This is a genomic window from Flavobacterium hungaricum, from assembly GCF_015182285.1.
Classification (GTDB): Bacteria; Bacteroidota; Bacteroidia; order Flavobacteriales; family Flavobacteriaceae; genus Flavobacterium; species Flavobacterium hungaricum.
This window is the reverse complement of the sequence record NZ_PRDM01000003.1, coordinates 359,332-375,155: the sequence shown is the minus strand read 5'-3', so window position 1 is coordinate 375,155 and position 15,824 is coordinate 359,332. Positions and strand designations below refer to the sequence as shown.

Annotated in this window: 12 protein-coding genes; 3 read left to right on the top strand and 9 right to left on the bottom strand. The window is 35.3% G+C overall.

What is annotated here, in order from left to right; all coding sequences use genetic code 11:
- Positions 1–60: 60 nt before the first annotated feature.
- The 4 genes from C4F50_RS14855 to C4F50_RS14840 all read right to left on the bottom strand — a co-directional run bounded on the left by C4F50_RS14855 (position 61) and on the right by C4F50_RS14840 (position 6,661).
- Positions 61–1,182, bottom strand: a complete 1,122-nt coding sequence (locus C4F50_RS14855; RefSeq protein ID WP_194139438.1) for a glycoside hydrolase family protein — start codon at positions 1,180–1,182, stop codon at positions 61–63.
- A gap of 153 nt (positions 1,183–1,335) precedes the next feature.
- The gene (locus C4F50_RS14850) at positions 1,336–2,994 is read right to left on the bottom strand and encodes a glycoside hydrolase family protein (RefSeq protein ID WP_194139437.1); all 1,659 of its coding nucleotides are present in this window, start codon (positions 2,992–2,994) and stop codon (positions 1,336–1,338) included.
- 319 nt (positions 2,995–3,313) lie between these two features.
- A complete protein-coding gene (locus C4F50_RS14845) occupies positions 3,314–5,500 on the bottom strand; it encodes an alpha-L-rhamnosidase-related protein (protein WP_194139436.1) in 2,187 nt (728 codons plus the stop codon).
- 342 nt (positions 5,501–5,842) lie between these two features.
- Entirely contained in the window at positions 5,843–6,661 is an 819-nt protein-coding gene (locus C4F50_RS14840) for an AraC family transcriptional regulator (RefSeq protein WP_194139435.1), read from the bottom strand.
- 101 nt (positions 6,662–6,762) lie between these two features.
- On the opposite strand from C4F50_RS14840, the gene C4F50_RS14835 reads away from it, so the two are divergent.
- Together C4F50_RS14835 and C4F50_RS14830 are read left to right on the top strand one after the other, a co-directional pair.
- Positions 6,763–7,977 (top strand): MFS transporter, encoded by a 1,215-nt coding sequence (locus tag C4F50_RS14835; RefSeq protein WP_194139434.1) that lies wholly within the window; start codon positions 6,763–6,765, stop codon positions 7,975–7,977.
- A 381-nt stretch (positions 7,978–8,358) separates the two neighbouring features.
- Positions 8,359–9,729 (top strand): phosphatidylserine decarboxylase family protein, encoded by a 1,371-nt coding sequence (locus C4F50_RS14830; RefSeq protein ID WP_194139433.1) that lies wholly within the window; start codon positions 8,359–8,361, stop codon positions 9,727–9,729.
- Positions 9,730–9,787: 58 nt separating this feature from the next.
- Here C4F50_RS14830 and C4F50_RS14825 read toward each other — a convergent pair whose 3' ends face one another.
- A complete protein-coding gene (locus tag C4F50_RS14825; RefSeq protein WP_194139432.1) occupies positions 9,788–9,991 on the bottom strand; it encodes a SymE family type I addiction module toxin in 204 nt (67 codons plus the stop codon).
- A 163-nt stretch (positions 9,992–10,154) separates the two neighbouring features.
- Between C4F50_RS14825 and C4F50_RS14820 the strand changes: the two genes are divergently transcribed.
- Positions 10,155–10,364 carry a helix-turn-helix transcriptional regulator gene (locus tag C4F50_RS14820; RefSeq protein ID WP_228012038.1) on the top strand — a complete coding sequence of 70 codons (210 nt, stop codon included), beginning with the start codon at positions 10,155–10,157 and terminating at the stop codon, positions 10,362–10,364.
- A 38-nt stretch (positions 10,365–10,402) separates the two neighbouring features.
- Here the strand turns inward: C4F50_RS14820 and C4F50_RS14815 are convergent, their stop codons facing one another.
- The 4 genes from C4F50_RS14815 to C4F50_RS14800 all read right to left on the bottom strand — a co-directional run bounded on the left by C4F50_RS14815 (position 10,403) and on the right by C4F50_RS14800 (position 15,685).
- Positions 10,403–12,322 (bottom strand): DUF4365 domain-containing protein, encoded by a 1,920-nt coding sequence (locus C4F50_RS14815; RefSeq protein ID WP_194139431.1) that lies wholly within the window; start codon positions 12,320–12,322, stop codon positions 10,403–10,405.
- Positions 12,323–12,585: 263 nt separating this feature from the next.
- Positions 12,586–12,894: a hypothetical protein gene (locus C4F50_RS14810; protein ID WP_194139430.1), complete on the bottom strand. Its 309-nt coding sequence runs from the start codon at positions 12,892–12,894 to the stop codon at positions 12,586–12,588.
- A 149-nt stretch (positions 12,895–13,043) separates the two neighbouring features.
- The gene (locus C4F50_RS14805; protein ID WP_194139429.1) at positions 13,044–14,624 is read right to left on the bottom strand and encodes a sodium:solute symporter; all 1,581 of its coding nucleotides are present in this window, start codon (positions 14,622–14,624) and stop codon (positions 13,044–13,046) included.
- A complete protein-coding gene (locus C4F50_RS14800) occupies positions 14,621–15,685 on the bottom strand; it encodes a Gfo/Idh/MocA family protein (protein ID WP_194139428.1) in 1,065 nt (354 codons plus the stop codon). The genes C4F50_RS14805 and C4F50_RS14800 overlap by 4 nt, the downstream gene beginning before the upstream one ends.
- Positions 15,686–15,824 lie beyond the last annotated feature (139 nt).

The window sequence follows — 15,824 nt, the reverse complement described above, 5'->3', positions numbered from 1 at the left end:
TTTTGATTTTTGGTTAAGAGTATTATGTTTTTCTCATAACGCATAACGCATAACTCATAACTACTTTTTAACCTTCACTGGCGGAGCCACAAAATTCAATTTGCTTTTTCCTAAATCTTTAGAAGTTGCGATTGCGATTCCTCTTTGTTCTGCTTTGTTTACTGCGCAATAGAAATGATACACAACACCATCATGTTTTACTACGAACGATTTATGCGCAAACATATCATCGTAAGGTTCAGAGGATTTAACCAAATCGTCGCCTTTCCAATCGGTCCAGTTTACTAAATCATTTGAAACTGCAAAACGGTTAAATGCACCTTGATTCCACCCTGTCCAAAAAGCTCCAAAATAGAACATCACCCAAGTATCATTTATACGCTGAATATAGGCATCTCCAGAGATTCCTTTATGATGATTGATTAATGGTTTATCGCCATAACGTTTCCATTCTTTCATATCGTTTGATACTGCCATAGCAATACGTTCTGCACCTTTAGCCGGATTTATACTATCACCGCGGGCATTATAATACATGATAAAATTATGTCCTGTCAGTTTATCTTTATCACGAATCACACTGTTTTTGTACATCGTACTATTATCCCACCATTTTGCGTCTTTGTCTTTTGGCGTTAAAACGGGATTTTCTAATCTTTGAAATTCGTGCGGTTTTGTCGGTGCTTCTTTCGTATACGCCATTCCAATTGATAGAACACCTGCTTCGTAACCTTTGCTGTCTCCGCCAAAATAGCTCATCCAATATTTGTCATCGTATTTTTCCCATTCGTAGCTACCGCCCCAAGTTGGATCTTGCAACGAAATATATCCTGCTTTTTGGTTGACATCCCAATGTTTTTCATTTTCTGAGAACGACATTACTTTTCCTAAATGTTTCCAGTCTAACAAATTATCGCTTTCTGCTAGCCAGGTTTCATATCCTCTTCCATCGTAAATTAAATACGTCATATACCATTTTCCGTCTTTTCTGAATACGCTCGGGCAATCCATTTTATAGGAGTTGTCTGTTGGAACCATCACCAAACCGTATTTATAAGGCGTTTTGATTTCTTCGTAAATCTCCTGCATTACGGTGTCGTTGATTTCTCTTTTCTTGTATTTGGTTGCACAGCTGGTTATGGCAAGTGCTGAAATAGTTAGAATTAGGTATTTAAGTTTCATTTTTTATGTGTGTTTATGGCACGCGGATGACGCGGATTAAACTGATTTACACTGGTTTTATTTTTTGTTTCACGCAGATTTAAAAAGAATTTTGGCAGATTTTAAATTAAATAATCTGCGTCAATCCGTTTAATCTGTACAATCTGTGGGCTATTATTTCAACTCTTTCAAACGCGACTCCATCACGTCTTTGTTCAGTTTTACTTTTACCATTCCTGTTGGATGAAATCTTCTCTTTAAATCGATTGCATTGTACACTATTGTATAAACATCATTTCCTTCTGGGATTAAGCATAAAGGCGTTCTCATAATATCCCACCATTTATCAACTTTGGTTTCTATTGGAAGATAATGCGCTTCTGACCATTTAACGCCGTCTGCTGATAATGAATAGGCAATCATATTTGGTAAATGATGTCCCCAACCGTCTGGGCCTCCGTCAAAAATAGCGATGTACAAACCGTTTGGTAATTGACTTACGATTGGATTTTCAACAAATTGCGGATGCATCGTTTTAATAGGTTCCAAACCTTTGTTCATTCTTTTCCAGGGTCCTTCTAAACTTTTAGATTCGGCTAAAGCCACAAACCAGCCTTTGCCGGATTTCTTTGGATAATCGGCCCACGAGTTAAACGGATACGCACCGCTGTAAAACCCGAAATATTTATCGCCGACTTTATACGGAAAAAACGAAGCAACTCCCTGACGGCCTTCCCACGGCTGAGAATCCAATCCCGGTTCCATGATAATTCCCATATCTTTATAAGGGCCGCCAATTCCGTTGATACCTTCAACAGTTGATTCGCATCTCCAAATTCTTCCAAATGAATGATTTGGTTCTATTTCTTTACTTACCGTATAAGCCAAATAATAGCCGTACCATTTATTAGCTTTTTCGTTAAAAACAGGCATATACGACCAAATGGCTGCACGGCGATCGTTCATCGGGTTATCATCTTCGGTTACGGCGTAAGTTCCGCTCGCTTGATAGATTGTAGATTCTCTTTTCCATGTGATTGCATCTTTACTTGTCCAATGTCCGATTCTGGTTTTTACACGATCGTAGTAATAATCTACACCAATTTCTCCCGCTCTTTCGGTTGGAAACATATGATAGGTATCGCCTACTTTCACCACACGTCCGCCCTCAAAACCTCCCTGAATTCCTTCTGTCCCAGACATTCCTTCATCAATGACGGGTTTGTTTTCTCCGCCGATAATTTCGAATAGCGGTTTTTCATCTGAAAATCCTTCGACAATAAAAGTTGGGTTCCAAAGTTTTCCGTCTGGCATTTCTGCATTTCGAGAAACTAAATTTTGATTCTGTTTTATTACTCCTAAAATGACGAATGGCTGGTATATTGGAGTGATTGTATGCGTTCCTTTAGGATAAGAAACCGCATAAACATTTATAGGCGATAAACCTGTTATAGTTAGACCATTTTCAAGTACTAATTTGACAGCGTTTCTAGGCGTAAATTCAGCTGTATCTATACGCTCGTAAATACCAACCAAGACCTGAACTGGTTCTTTGAATTTTAATTGTAATGGAGCATTCTTTCCCGTAGTACTTAAGGGAAGTTCAATTCCTGTTAAACCCTGTAATTCCGGAGCTAAACGAACAATATTGTGTTTACTTTCTGAGAATACATGCGCATATTGAGCTGTTTTAAACGTTTTGTAATTGGATTTTACAATTTCGAATGAAGCTGGTTTCCATGCTGTTTGGGCATTTGTTTGTAAGCATAAAAGAAACAGCGCTAGAAAAGCAGTTTTTAATTTGAAATTGTATTTGTTATTTTTTGAAAACATTGGTTTTTTATTTTTTATTGATTCTAAATTTTCTTCAATCTTATCATTTCGACGAAGGAGACCCGAGCGATAGCGAACAGGCGAAGCAAATCTCCGTAAGTAGCTCTGCAAAGTATTTCCTCTCTTTATCGAATATTGTCGCGGAGATTTCTCCTCCGTCGAAATGACAAAACTGACGTTACAATCTTTGTGGTTACGAGTGTGATTTCTCTCCCGAAGCCTCGGGATCGAAATGACAAACTGGACGTTACAAACTAAGAACTATTTACTATTTACCATTTACTAGTCACTAATTACTAATTACTAATTCACTAAGAACTCAAATCGCTTTATAACTCACTTTATATTCTACATTCGGTTTTACAATCAACTGGTATTTATTTTTTGCTAATGCTGTAATCGTTCCTGAGTTTGTTTTTGGTTTGCTGGCACTTTCAAAAATTAATTTTCCTTCTCCTTCACCTGCTTTTACTTTAATTTCTTTGGTACTGCAATACAATGAAACTTCCCCATTTGGTGTTGGCACTTTTCCTTCCATCCATTGTAAACCTCCCAGATTTGGTTTGATTTCATATTCTGAATATCCCGGAGCGGTTGGTTTTACACCTAAATAATATTTTCCTAATAAATAAATCGGACTTGCTCCCCAAGCGTGGCAAAGGCTTTTCCCGTAAGGACGACCATACATCGTTAAATGTTCCGTTCCTTTTTTATTTGGATTGTACTCTTCCCAAAAAGATGTCGCACCCTCATTCAGCATGCCGCCCCAGTAGTCCTTCATTTCTTTTAAAACGTAATCCTGTTCGCCCATCGCACACAACGCTTCCAACTCGTAAAAACGCATATATGGAGTTGTGATTTGAAGAACATCTTTATTGAGCAAAACCTTATTTTTTACGCTTTGTTTTTGTTCTTCATTAAAATAATTGAAGAAAATACCGAACATATTAGCGTATCTGGTTACAATATCCTGCATTTTACCGTCGATACGCTGGTGTTTCATCACGTTTTCTTTTTTATCCCAAAATACCTCAAATAACTTTGTTTTTAAATCTTCGGCTAATTTTTCATACTGTTTTTGGTCTTCCTTTTCTCCTGCAATTTTAGCACTCACCGCCATCGCTTCTAAACTTCTGGCTAAAAGCATTTGCTCAAAACTAACCTCGCCGGTTTTGGGTAATCCGTTGGCCCAATCAATAAAAACCCAGTCGCCTTCTAATGGTTCCAGAAATCCGTTTTTGTTTCTTCTTTCTAAACAAAACTCCATCAGCGATTTCATTCTCGGATAAAAAGTTTGAATAAATTTTGTGTCGCCCGTGTGCAAATAATAATCGTAAACGCCAACAAACCAATACAGTGAATAATCCATTATGATATTAATATGAGCGGTCACAGGTTCTTTACCACGAAGTGCCAGCAGCGTACGTTCTACAGAAGCCGAATCAAAGAATAAATAATAATTCATTAAATAACTTTGATAAGCGTCGCCAGACCAAACCCAGCGGTCGCGTTTAATTCCGTCTATAAAAAATTCACGAGAGGTTAAATGCATCGTGTACGCCGAAACATCCCAAATTTTATTCAATTGTTGATCTGATGATTTGAATGCACCACGATAGTCTAATGGCAGATATTCATAAAGCATTGAAATTGAATCATACTTTACTCCTGCATCTGCCTGAACCTGAACATAACGAAATGCCTTTGAACCATCATGCGTGTAGGTTTCCGATTGTTTTCCATCAAAAGATAAATGATCCAGTGTTTCGCATTTGACAGAATCCAGTGCTTCTTCACGAGATTCACCATAATACAATGCTACTTTGCCTTTGCCTTTTAAGCCGTGAATTTTAATATAACCAAAGGTTTCTTTTCCAAAATCTATTAATTGACCGGCTCCTGCTTTTTCTGTTTTAACTGCACTCAAAGGTTTGGTCGTCAGTCTAAATTCAGAAGGTTTGTTTTCTGGCGAATAAAAATTCCAGGAACCAACTGGTACCCATGGAGTTCCAGACTGCTGTGCTTTTCCGGCTTCGTCAATCCAAAGTTTATCTTCGTTGGTTACTTTCCAAGAAGCATTAGATTTAACATATTTACCATTAATAAAAATAGCCGGCAATACTTCCTGATTGTAAACTTTAAAAGAAATTTTGTGTTTTCCTGCAGGAATTTTTATTGATTTTGGCTGTCCGTAAATCTGGACACCATCTAAAAGCAATTGAAAAGATCCTTCTGAAAAGATTTTTGCCTCGTCCGGTTCCGGAATATCAACTTCTGTCTGAAAAGTTACCAATGCATACGGACTGTAATATTGCCAAAGCGGCGGAAATACCGCTTCGCGTTCTGTACGTCTTACCTGCATTTTATTGCTCAACCAAATTTCGAAATCGCCTGGATACCAGATCCATGTCGCTTCTTTTGATTTTTCTTGCGCTAATAGGAAAGTCGAAGGAAATAAAATAACACAGAAAAACAAAAATCTAAAAATGGAAAATCGGCTTTGCATATCTTTTTTTTTGGAGCTAAAGATAAGTGTTATTTTTACATTTCACAACCTGCTGTGTCCTGTTATTTTATAAAAGATTGCGATGTTTGATAATTTTTAAGGAAAAAATTACGAGTTATAACTTTTTTAGTACTAAAAAAAACGATCTGCCAATTTTTTATTGAACACTGATGAAACGGATTTTAATAATTTAGGATTTTTGTCATTTCGATTCCGAGGCTTCGGGAGAGAAATCTCCACAAGAAGCTCGACAAAGATTGGACTTTCGTTGCGGAGTTACTTGCGAAGATTTCTCCTTCGTCGAAATGACAATGATTGTGGCTATTTTGTATAAAAACTAATCTAAGCAATCATTTTCTCGGAATCATTTTCATCTTCTAAAATATAATTAGAAGGTGTTTTGCCTAAATGCTTCTTAAACATATAGATAAAAGCACTGGTAGTTTCGTAACCTAAATTGAAAGCAATTTCTTTAATAGATTGTTTTTCGCCCAAACGTTTTATGGCTTCCAACAATTTTAAGCGCGTGCGCCAATCGCTGAAATTCATTCCCAATTCTTTAATAAACAAACGCGATAAAGTTCTGGTGCTCATAAAAGATATTTCGGCGTAATAGTCGATTGTATTTTTGCTCGCAACATCGTCCATTAAAAGTTCGACTACTTTTTGTAATCTTTCGTGATTGGTTGTTGGCAAAAAGGTTGCACTTGGTTCAATTAAAGCTAATTCATCTAAAAAAACACCCACAATTCTGCTTTGAGAAGGCGTAAGATTTCCTTCTGTTCCAAAAGAAATGATTTTAAACACCAACTGTTTTAAAAACATCGGAATATCAAAAGAAAAACTATTTGTTGATAATCCTTCCATGGCAGACGGATCTATAAAAACGCTGTAATAATTAACGTCTTTCTGAAACGTAACCTGATGTTCTACTCCGCCCGGAAGCCATAAGCCCTGCAACGGATTCACAACCCAAATGTGGTTGCCCACTACAACGTTCATTACGCCACGAGTTGCATAGATTAACTGGCCTCTTGGATGTGAGTGCGAAATACACATTTCGTTGGTTACCATTTCGGTGTAGCCAATAACAGGAATCGAAGGATCAATTCTGTATCCATGCTCCTGCGCCATTCGATATGTCCGAATCTGGTTATTCATTGTCCAAATATAGCAATTCTGACATTACTATTCTTTTGATCTTTGTAAAAAATAATACAGCTGTTGTTTTTAAACCTAATTTAAGAATCAAAAATTACCAAATGGACACTATTAAAGCAAACCCCGAAATAGTTAAAAAAACCACCTACTCGATCTTATTCATTATAAGTTTTTCGCATCTGATCAATGATCTTTTACAGGCTGTAGTGCCTTCGATTTATCCGCTTATAAAAGAAAATTTTAGTTTAAATTTCACACAAATCGGAATTATTACTTTGACCTATCAAATGGTGGCTTCTATTTTACAGCCGTTTGTGGGAATGTATACCGATAAAAACTCAAAACCTTATTCTTTAATAGTCGGAATGTGTTTTACCATGGTTGGCCTTTTTCTGGTTTCAATCGCTTCCAGCTTTGTTTACTTATTGCTATCAGTAAGTTTAATCGGAATTGGATCTTCGATTTTTCATCCGGAATCTTCACGTGTGGCGCATTTGGCTTCTGGTGGCAAGAGAGGTTTGGCGCAGTCTATTTTTCAATTGGGGGGAAATGCCGGAAGTGCTGTCGGACCTTTATTAGCAGCGTTTATCGTAATTCCGCACGGACAATCTTACATCGCTTGGTTTTGTATTATTGCTCTAGTTGGAATTTTTGCTTTGTATAAAATTGCGATTTGGTATACGGCACATTTATCTGAAAGAATGGCTAATAAATCGGCGCACCAAATCGAAACGCATCATTTATCTAAAAACCGTGTAATTGCTTCGCTGATTATTTTATTGGTACTGATTTTCTCTAAATACTTCTATATGAGCAGTATCACGAGTTATTATACTTTCTTTTTGATTGATAAGTTTCACATTACAATTCAGCAGTCACAAGTATATTTATTTCTGTTCTCAGGTGCTGTTGCCGCAGGAACTTTGATCGGCGGACCAATTGGAGACCGATACGGAAGAAAATATGTAATCTGGGTTTCGATTCTTGGAGTTGCTCCTTTTACAATGTTACTGCCTTATGTTTCTTTATTTTGGGTTGGAACTTTATCTGTAATCATCGGATTGATTCTTTCTTCTGCATTCTCTGCAATTTTAGTTTATGCAACTGAATTAATGCCCGGAAAAGTTGGACTTGTCGCTGGTCTTTTCTTCGGATTTGCTTTCGGAATGGGCGGTTTAGGTTCTGCTATTTTAGGAAAAATCGCCGATGCTACAAGTATTGAATATGTATTTAAGATTTGTGCGTTCCTGCCTTTGATTGGGATCATTACAGGATTCTTGCCTAATTTGGAGAAGAAAAAATCTGTTGAGAAATAATTTTAATCTCGCAAAGTCACAAAGACGCAAAGGTTTATTTTTAATTTAGGATTTTAATTGCGTCCCGCTGAAGCGGGATGAGAAATAATAGAAAGCTCAAAAGGCTTTAGCCAAAACATCTACAATTTGGCTAAAGCCTTTTTCTATTCTTGCTTTACCTCCAGTTAAAACTGGAGGCAATTCATAAAAAAACTTTGTGCCATAGTCGGATAACTATCAGAATACGTTATAACTAGAAGTATTAATAAAAAACTTTGAGCCTTAGCGCCTTCGCGGCAGAAAAAAAGTTCTTCGTAACACAAAAATAAGCTCTTGTAACTATTTTAAATTTTTGAATCACTTTCTAAAATAACTTCGGTATTAATTTAACCGAAAAAAATTATGGAAGCAACTACATTCAACAAAGCAAAACAATTATTGGGAAGCTGGTTACCCCAAGATCCGCAAATTATAGAAAACTGGACACTTAAAATAAAGGAATTTGCCAAAAAAAATCCATCACCGCTGATTCCTGAAATTTCGGAATTTCAAAATCTGGTATATTCAGACCCTGTTTTGTATGCGAATGTACAGGGAATGTTTGCCGAAGCTCATTTTTTAAAACAACAAACTCCCTTATCTTGGGAACCAGAACCAATGACATTTGAAGATTTCCTTGTTTTACTAAACGGAATCATGCAAACCGCGCCCGAAGCTTACCAAACTGGCTCGATCGGAAGTCAATCGCCTGCAGGCATGATTGGTTTTCCTATTAATGCACTTTTGGCCTGGCCTATGGCGACCAATTTTGGGTATGATGTTTTTTCAAACGCATTGGTCAATCAGCAGTTAAAGAAAATATTAAACTATTGGTCTAAATTTTTGGTTACAGAAGATTCCAGATATGTTTTGATAGAAAATGACCCTTCTGAGAACGTAATTGCATGGCTGAGCGAATTAGCACAATCCGAAATGATGCAAGTTGCTCAAGGAGCTTTAGGTTTAGAAGCAAATCCTATTGCGCCGAACGCCACATTTTCTGATGTTTTTCAGTCTGATCCTTCAGATGTATATTATGGTTTCAAAAGCTGGGATGATTTTTTTACAAGATTGTTCTGCTCAAATGTACGTCCTGTAACTGCGCCAAATGATGATTCGATTATTGTAAATGCTTGTGAATCGGCACCATTACAAATAGCCAAAAATGTAGCTTTGTCAGATCAGTTTTGGTTAAAAGGACAGCCTTATTCGTTAGAAAACATGCTGAATTTTGATCAATTAGCACCTCAATTTGACGGCGGAACAGTTTATCAGGCTTTTTTGAGTGCCTTGAGCTACCACCGCTGGCACAGTCCTGTAAACGGTAAAATCGTAAAAACGGCTATTGTAAACGGTTCTTATTATTTAGAAAATCTGTATCAGGGTTTCTACAATCCAGAAGGAGCCGATTCGAGTGCACCCAACAATTCGCAGGCGTTTTTAACAGCAGTGGCCACCAGAGCCCTTATATTTATTGAGGCAGATAATCCTGCTATTGGACTTATGTGCGTAATGCCGGTAGGTATGGCAGAAGTTTCTAGCTGCGAAATAAAAGTGCAAGCCGGCGATGTTGTCAAAAAAGGAGACGAATTGGGAATGTTCCATTTTGGAGGTTCAACACATTGTCTAATTTTTAGACCGGGTGTTAATTTAGAGTTCACCTCTTATGAAACACCAGGTTTGGACGCTCCTAATAATATTCGTGTAAATACACAAATAGCAAAAGTCGTTTAAAGGGCTTTTGATTTCATAATAAAACACATAGTTTTCCAGATTGAAAGCTATGTGTTTTTTATTTTGTTTCAACCTCATTATGGGTTGTAATGATGATTTTATTTCGCTGATGTTCAACTGTTACAAAATTCCCGCATTTAAAACCGATTTCCTGAAGCCATTTTCCGCAAAGACGAATTTCGGGGAATATTACATATCGATGATACGATCTTGCCATGAATTTTGGCTGAATTTTTAATCGTCTTTTTGCTGATTGTTTCATTTTATTATTTCTTATCCAAAGCAAATATAGTAATATTTTTATTACAAATAGTAAAGTAATCTAATTAAAGTATAATTTTGTAGCACTTTTGTGTAATTTTATTATACTATTTATTATATTTAAAATACATCATATTTGCATAAAAAAGCAATAAATCAACATTATGTCGCAATTAAATTTAAATAGAATAAAGGTTGTTTTAGTTGAAAACAATAGAAGTAATAAGGAATTAGCCAAACATTTAGGTAAAACGGTTTCGACTGTTTCGCGTTGGTGTACGAATGATTACCAACCTTCTATTGAAACACTTTATGAGATTTCGAAATATTTAAAGGTTGATATTCGGGAGTTGTTGGTTTCGACTGGGAAGTAAAGGAATATAAAATACTTAAATTAAAATAGTTTTAATTCTTAACCATTAGAATTCATAGTAATTTCTATAAATTCATTTTCATTGAAGAAATTCCTTAATAAAAAAGGCTCTTCAATTCTTTCTTCAACTGTATTATCTATTAATTCAATAATAGTATTTAAAACTTCTGGTTTCAAATTCTTCTTTTGCATAGACTCATAAACATAATTTATATATTCCTGTCCATTATAAAAATAAGCTGTACGTATAACATTTACCAAAAGTGAAAAATCTATTTCCTCTATAAAACCTGAAAAAGTTGCATTTGTCCACGCTTCACAATCTCTATTATCTAATAGTGCGCTTATAGAGAAAAACAAAAATGCTGTAATGTTATTACTTTGTTTAATTTCTGTAACAGCCAAATTGTACCAAGCCAAACTATCAAGCAAATCAAACTCTAAAGCTTTCTCGCATTCTCCTTTTTCAACAAAATCATTAGCTTTCATTGAATCTCTTGTTTGAGTTTCTGGATAGCCATTTTGTAAAATTGTTTTTAAACAAGAATATTTTAAAAACCATTCATCTGGATTTGGACAATCTACTGAAATTTCGTTGAGAAATTCATCATACTTCTCTAAAGCTTGTAAATACTTACCAGAATAAAGTAAAGCATCAGCCAAAAGTGCCTTAGCCAAAGGATGATTTGTTTTTAATTCAATTGCCTTTTGATAAAATCTAGATGCATAACTTGGCTTTCCTTTAAGAAAAAGCAGTCCTCCGATCTCAAACAAATAATATGAATGTTTTTTATATGAAGCATTGTATTTCCTAACTTCAATATAATGAGTTAAAGCTTTATCAATCTCTCCCACACTTCTATAGAAATTGCCTAAATTATATAAAGTTCCTGCAATACTTAAATTATTCTCACGTAATTTTGCTATTGCAAGTTGCTCTTCCAAAAAATTTTCAATAATTAAAAGTTTTTCATCATCAAAGCTTTTCCTTTTAGAAAGAAGAAGAATACTCATCATTGTCTCTAAAATATTATCATGCTTATTCTCTTTAAAATATTGCGATAATTCATTTACAGTTGTCGAGAAGTATTCTCCTTCGAGCAAATGTGATAAAATTGAACTAAGATAATCTTCGTTATTTTTAAGAAATGATAATAAATTGTTTTTAAAGATAAGCTGATTCCCTAAATCTCCCTTTCCAACATCAAACAAGCATTGCGTAATAGTCACTAAAATATGCTTTACAAGTAAGTCAGAATTTATATTATTTACATCTTGAAAAGTAATCTTCATCCGTGCTAATGATAAATCACATAAACTAGATACTAATCCTTGACTATCAACATAAATTTGCAAAAAAGAGTCTTCTGATCTTTGAACTAATGAAAAATACTTTTTATGATTTGCCAAACAACTTTTAATAATTGTCAAATATGAATGAGGGGCAATAAACTTTGGATTATTTAACTCTTTTGATATTGATACAGTAATTGGAAATTGGAGCCTTCCTTGCTTAATTAATATTTGATTTTTTAAGTATTTAATAATTTCAATATGACTATTTGATGTCCAAACATCTGTATCAGAAAATTTAAAATTTACTGATTTCTTAGACGGTTGCATGTCTCTAACATTTTTTGCCCATCGAAAAAATAAATTTTGATTATAACTAGAGTAGCGTACAATTAATACAGGTATATCATATGCTAAAAACTGAGTCATTTTTTCGGAACTGAAATTGATGCTTTTTATAAGGTTTTGATCTTTGGAATCGGTTCCTTTTAATTGTACCCAAAATACAGTACCTGTGGGGTTTCCTTGCTCATCGAAGATCTCTATCTCACAATCTATTCCATAATCATCATGCTTATCTCTATAAACCCACATTTGAGGAATAGATTTTTTAAAAAACATTCTTGATTCTTCTTCAATAATATGATTTCTTGTTCTTTGACTCATCAATTTTTTAATTCCAATTTTTAAACTTTATTTAAAATCTGTTAAACAAAACCATACACTGCTTTTATTTAGACAAATTTACATACAATTATTGTTCCTTTTGCAATAATAAAATATCATAAAAAAACGCTTCTTTTAGCTAAGAAGCGTTATGATTATGATAGAGATTAAATTTTTCTAATTCCCATTAAAAACCAAATACACAACCAAAATCGCCAGTCCCAATAACCCGAATAACAACTTCACTTTTTTTACTTGTTTTTCTATTCTTTGAGTTTCTTTCTAATTATTTGTTTTCTATTTTCACGAAATAATCTCTCTAATTCGGCTATACGCTCAGATTTGTCACTTTCTAAAAGCTTTCGATCATCAATTTTATCGACATCATTCCATTCAACATTTTCATATTTCTCAATTATTTCACGAAGCTTAGATCTTAAGTTTTTAAAATGAACACTATCCTTCGCCAAAAGTCTTAGTTTTCGATCAGAGATAAGTGCTCTTTCATAATCCAGTTCGTTTGTAATTATCCCACTTTCTATTATTTTTTCTAAATCAAAATGTGTTTTCATTTATTCTACTTAAATCATTTAAGCAAATCTATTAATTATTAAAATATAATTCTTACAAATTAAATTTCACAACTATTTTACCTTCATTTATTAAAACTTAAAAAGCTTCCTTAAAGAAAGCTTTTTAAATTATAATATTTTAGTAAAATTTAATTCCCATTAAAAACCAAATACAAAACCAAAATCGCCAATCCCAACATCCCAAACAAAAGTTTCACCTTTTTGCTTGTTTTAGGAATATCCGTTTCATCTGAAAAATTAACTTCAGGATTTTTATCGGTTAAAGAAATGATTACTGCAGCAACTAAAAGCACAGCAAAAATGTAAAACGAAATCAATAAAAAGTGAGGCCAGGCCGGATATTTATCTGCAGGGAAAATCCATAAGTATAAAACCCCAACAAATAAACTAAAGGCAGAACCCCAAGAAAGTGTTGCATTTACGGCTTTTTTTGTAGTGCGTTTCCAGAAAACACTCAGCAAAAACACAACCGATAAAGATGGCGCCAAGAAACCTAAAACCGCCTGAAAAATATTGAATAAATTCTGTCCTTTAATATTGTCAATTGCAACGGCAATCAGAATCGCAAAGACACAACCAGCAGCAATCGTTAAACGTCCAATTTTAATTTGATCTTTGATAGTTGCCGTCGGGTTGATTTTTTTCACGTAAATGTCATTCGTAAAAACAGTGCTCAAAGCGTTTAGAGAAGAACCAATTGTTCCCACCAAAACCGCAATCATCACGCAGATTACCAAACCGTTCATGCCGCTTGGAAAAAGATTCGTAACCATTGTCATATAAGCCAAATCGGAATTGCTTCCTAATTCGGGATATAAAGCATAACACAAAATTCCCGGAAGAATAAACAACGGCAGCGCCATAACTTTTAACCAGCCAATAAAGTTTACACCCAATTGTCCTTGTTCCAAATTTTTAGCTCCCAAAACACTCTGCACCATCGATTGATCGGTACAGAAAAAAGCAACTGCTGCAACAGGATATCCTAATAAAATAGCCGGCCACGGATAATGCGCATCATCTGAAGGTCGGATTAAATTCCAGAAGTTTGAAGGTGTTTTAGCAATTAAGACATCGATCCCGCCTAGTTTTTGCAAACCTAAAAACGAAAGCGTCAGCGAAACTACAATCAGCAGAATCATCTGAAAAACATTCACTTTTGCAATCGCTTTTAAACCTCCGGCAAACGTAAATATTCCAGAGAAAATTACTAAAACCGTAACACTCTGCCACATCGGAATTCCTAAAATCTGACGTACTAAAACGCCTCCGCTGAACAATCCTAAAGACAGCCAGCTTACTAATATTTTTACTAAAGCATACCACGCTAGAATGTTCTGCGTACTGTCGCCGTAGCGTTTCCCCATATATTCGGGCATGGTGCTCACTTTACTCGCAATATATCTTGGTGCAAAAACCATCGCCAAAAGCAGTAAAAACACAAAAGCGTACCACTCAAAATTTCCTGCTACAATTCCCGTAGCATAACCAATACTCGCAAAAGCCAATAAAGACGAAGGTCCAACGTTGGTTCCCCACATATTAAACCCGATGCTGTACCAATTTAAGGAATTGGAAGCCAGAAAAAGTGTTTCGTTTTTCTTGCTCTGCTTCACGCTCACCACATAACCAATGACTAATAAAGTCACCAAATAAACAGCTACAATTATAAAATCGAGCGTCGTTAATTTATCGTAGATGCTGTTCATAGTCCGTATTCGTTAAGAATATCGGCAATTTTAACCGGCATTCCAGTTTGCAGTGATTTGTCCATTGCCTGCAATAAAGCCACCGTTCCAATTCCTTCTTCCATGTTTGGATAGGCTTCGAAACCCTGCTCAATACTGTCTACAAAATATTCTAAATAATTCTGATATTCCCCGCCGTGATGACTTTGTCCTTCAAAACGGAAATAATATTTTATCGTGCTGTCGCCCCAGGTAATTACTTTTTCTTCGCCCGTTTTATCTGTAACTGCATAACGCAATTCGTGATAATCGGCCTGACTTGCTCCTTCTGTTGCTCTTAAAATCGTACTCATTCCGCTGTCACGTTGCGCTGGCTGAGTCGGTGACGTATAAACACCGCTTACACGGGCAATTCTTCCGTCGGTTGCTTTAAAGATAAAGTGCATCGTATCTTCGTTTTTCAATCCTGCTGCTTGTCCGTTACTGCTGATCATTCCGTAACCCATTACTTCCTGAATGTTTGGCAGATACCATCTGATGAAATCTACAGGATGGCTCAAACCTCCGTACAGCCATTTAAATGATTGCAAAAGCGACCATTCTTTCTTTAAAAACCATCTGTGATCGGCGTGATATTGTGCTTCGATTGTAATTAAATCCCCAATTAAACCTGCTTCATAATCGGCTCTTTGTCTTTTGGCTGGTTCGAAGAAACGGGAACTTTGACCAATGAAAACTTTTTTTCCTGTTTTTTCGCTTAATTCTAACAATTCTTTAGCATCCGAAAGATCATCGATAAAAGGTTTTGTACAAACCACATGTTTTCCGTGCAATAAAGCTTCTTTTACGTGCTGCGCATGCAAATGATCTGGCGTGTAAATAGCTATAATGTCAATTGACGCATCGTTTAATAAATCTTCGTAATTGGTGGTGTACGAATGAAAATCGAATTCTTTTGCGCGCTGTTTGCACAAGTCTTCGTTTCTGTCGCATATTTTTACAAGCTCTAATTTTGAACTTTCTATAGCGGCCGACATGGTGCTTCGTCCTTCTCCAAGTCCTAGAATGGCTATTTTTAGCATGGGGTGTGGTTATTTTAGATTGTTGATGTTAGTTTTTTTAGCCACGAATTCACGAATTTTCTTTTTAAAATCTTTGCGATTATTTTTTTCGAATTAATTCGAATAATATCAGATAAAGTATTTCAAAAAATAATTCGTG

What these genes read in the sequence shown, in the direction of transcription:
- C4F50_RS14850 (WP_194139437.1), bottom strand. Translation starts at nt 2,994, where the DNA reads ATGTTTTCAAAAAATAACAAATACAATTTCAAATTAAAAACTGCTTTT.
- C4F50_RS14825 (WP_194139432.1), bottom strand. Translation starts at nt 9,991, where the DNA reads ATGAAACAATCAGCAAAAAGACGATTAAAAATTCAGCCAAAATTCATG.
- C4F50_RS14810 (WP_194139430.1), bottom strand. Translation starts at nt 12,894, where the DNA reads ATGAAAACACATTTTGATTTAGAAAAAATAATAGAAAGTGGGATAATT.
- C4F50_RS14830 (WP_194139433.1), top strand. Translation starts at nt 8,359, where the DNA reads ATGGAAGCAACTACATTCAACAAAGCAAAACAATTATTGGGAAGCTGG.
- C4F50_RS14815 (WP_194139431.1), bottom strand. Translation starts at nt 12,322, where the DNA reads ATGAGTCAAAGAACAAGAAATCATATTATTGAAGAAGAATCAAGAATG.
- C4F50_RS14805 (WP_194139429.1), bottom strand. Translation starts at nt 14,624, where the DNA reads ATGAACAGCATCTACGATAAATTAACGACGCTCGATTTTATAATTGTA.
- C4F50_RS14820 (WP_228012038.1), top strand. Translation starts at nt 10,155, where the DNA reads ATGTCGCAATTAAATTTAAATAGAATAAAGGTTGTTTTAGTTGAAAAC.
- C4F50_RS14855 (WP_194139438.1), bottom strand. Translation starts at nt 1,182, where the DNA reads ATGAAACTTAAATACCTAATTCTAACTATTTCAGCACTTGCCATAACC.
- C4F50_RS14840 (WP_194139435.1), bottom strand. Translation starts at nt 6,661, where the DNA reads ATGAATAACCAGATTCGGACATATCGAATGGCGCAGGAGCATGGATAC.
- C4F50_RS14845 (WP_194139436.1), bottom strand. Translation starts at nt 5,500, where the DNA reads ATGCAAAGCCGATTTTCCATTTTTAGATTTTTGTTTTTCTGTGTTATT.
- C4F50_RS14800 (WP_194139428.1), bottom strand. Translation starts at nt 15,685, where the DNA reads ATGCTAAAAATAGCCATTCTAGGACTTGGAGAAGGACGAAGCACCATG.
- C4F50_RS14835 (WP_194139434.1), top strand. Translation starts at nt 6,763, where the DNA reads ATGGACACTATTAAAGCAAACCCCGAAATAGTTAAAAAAACCACCTAC.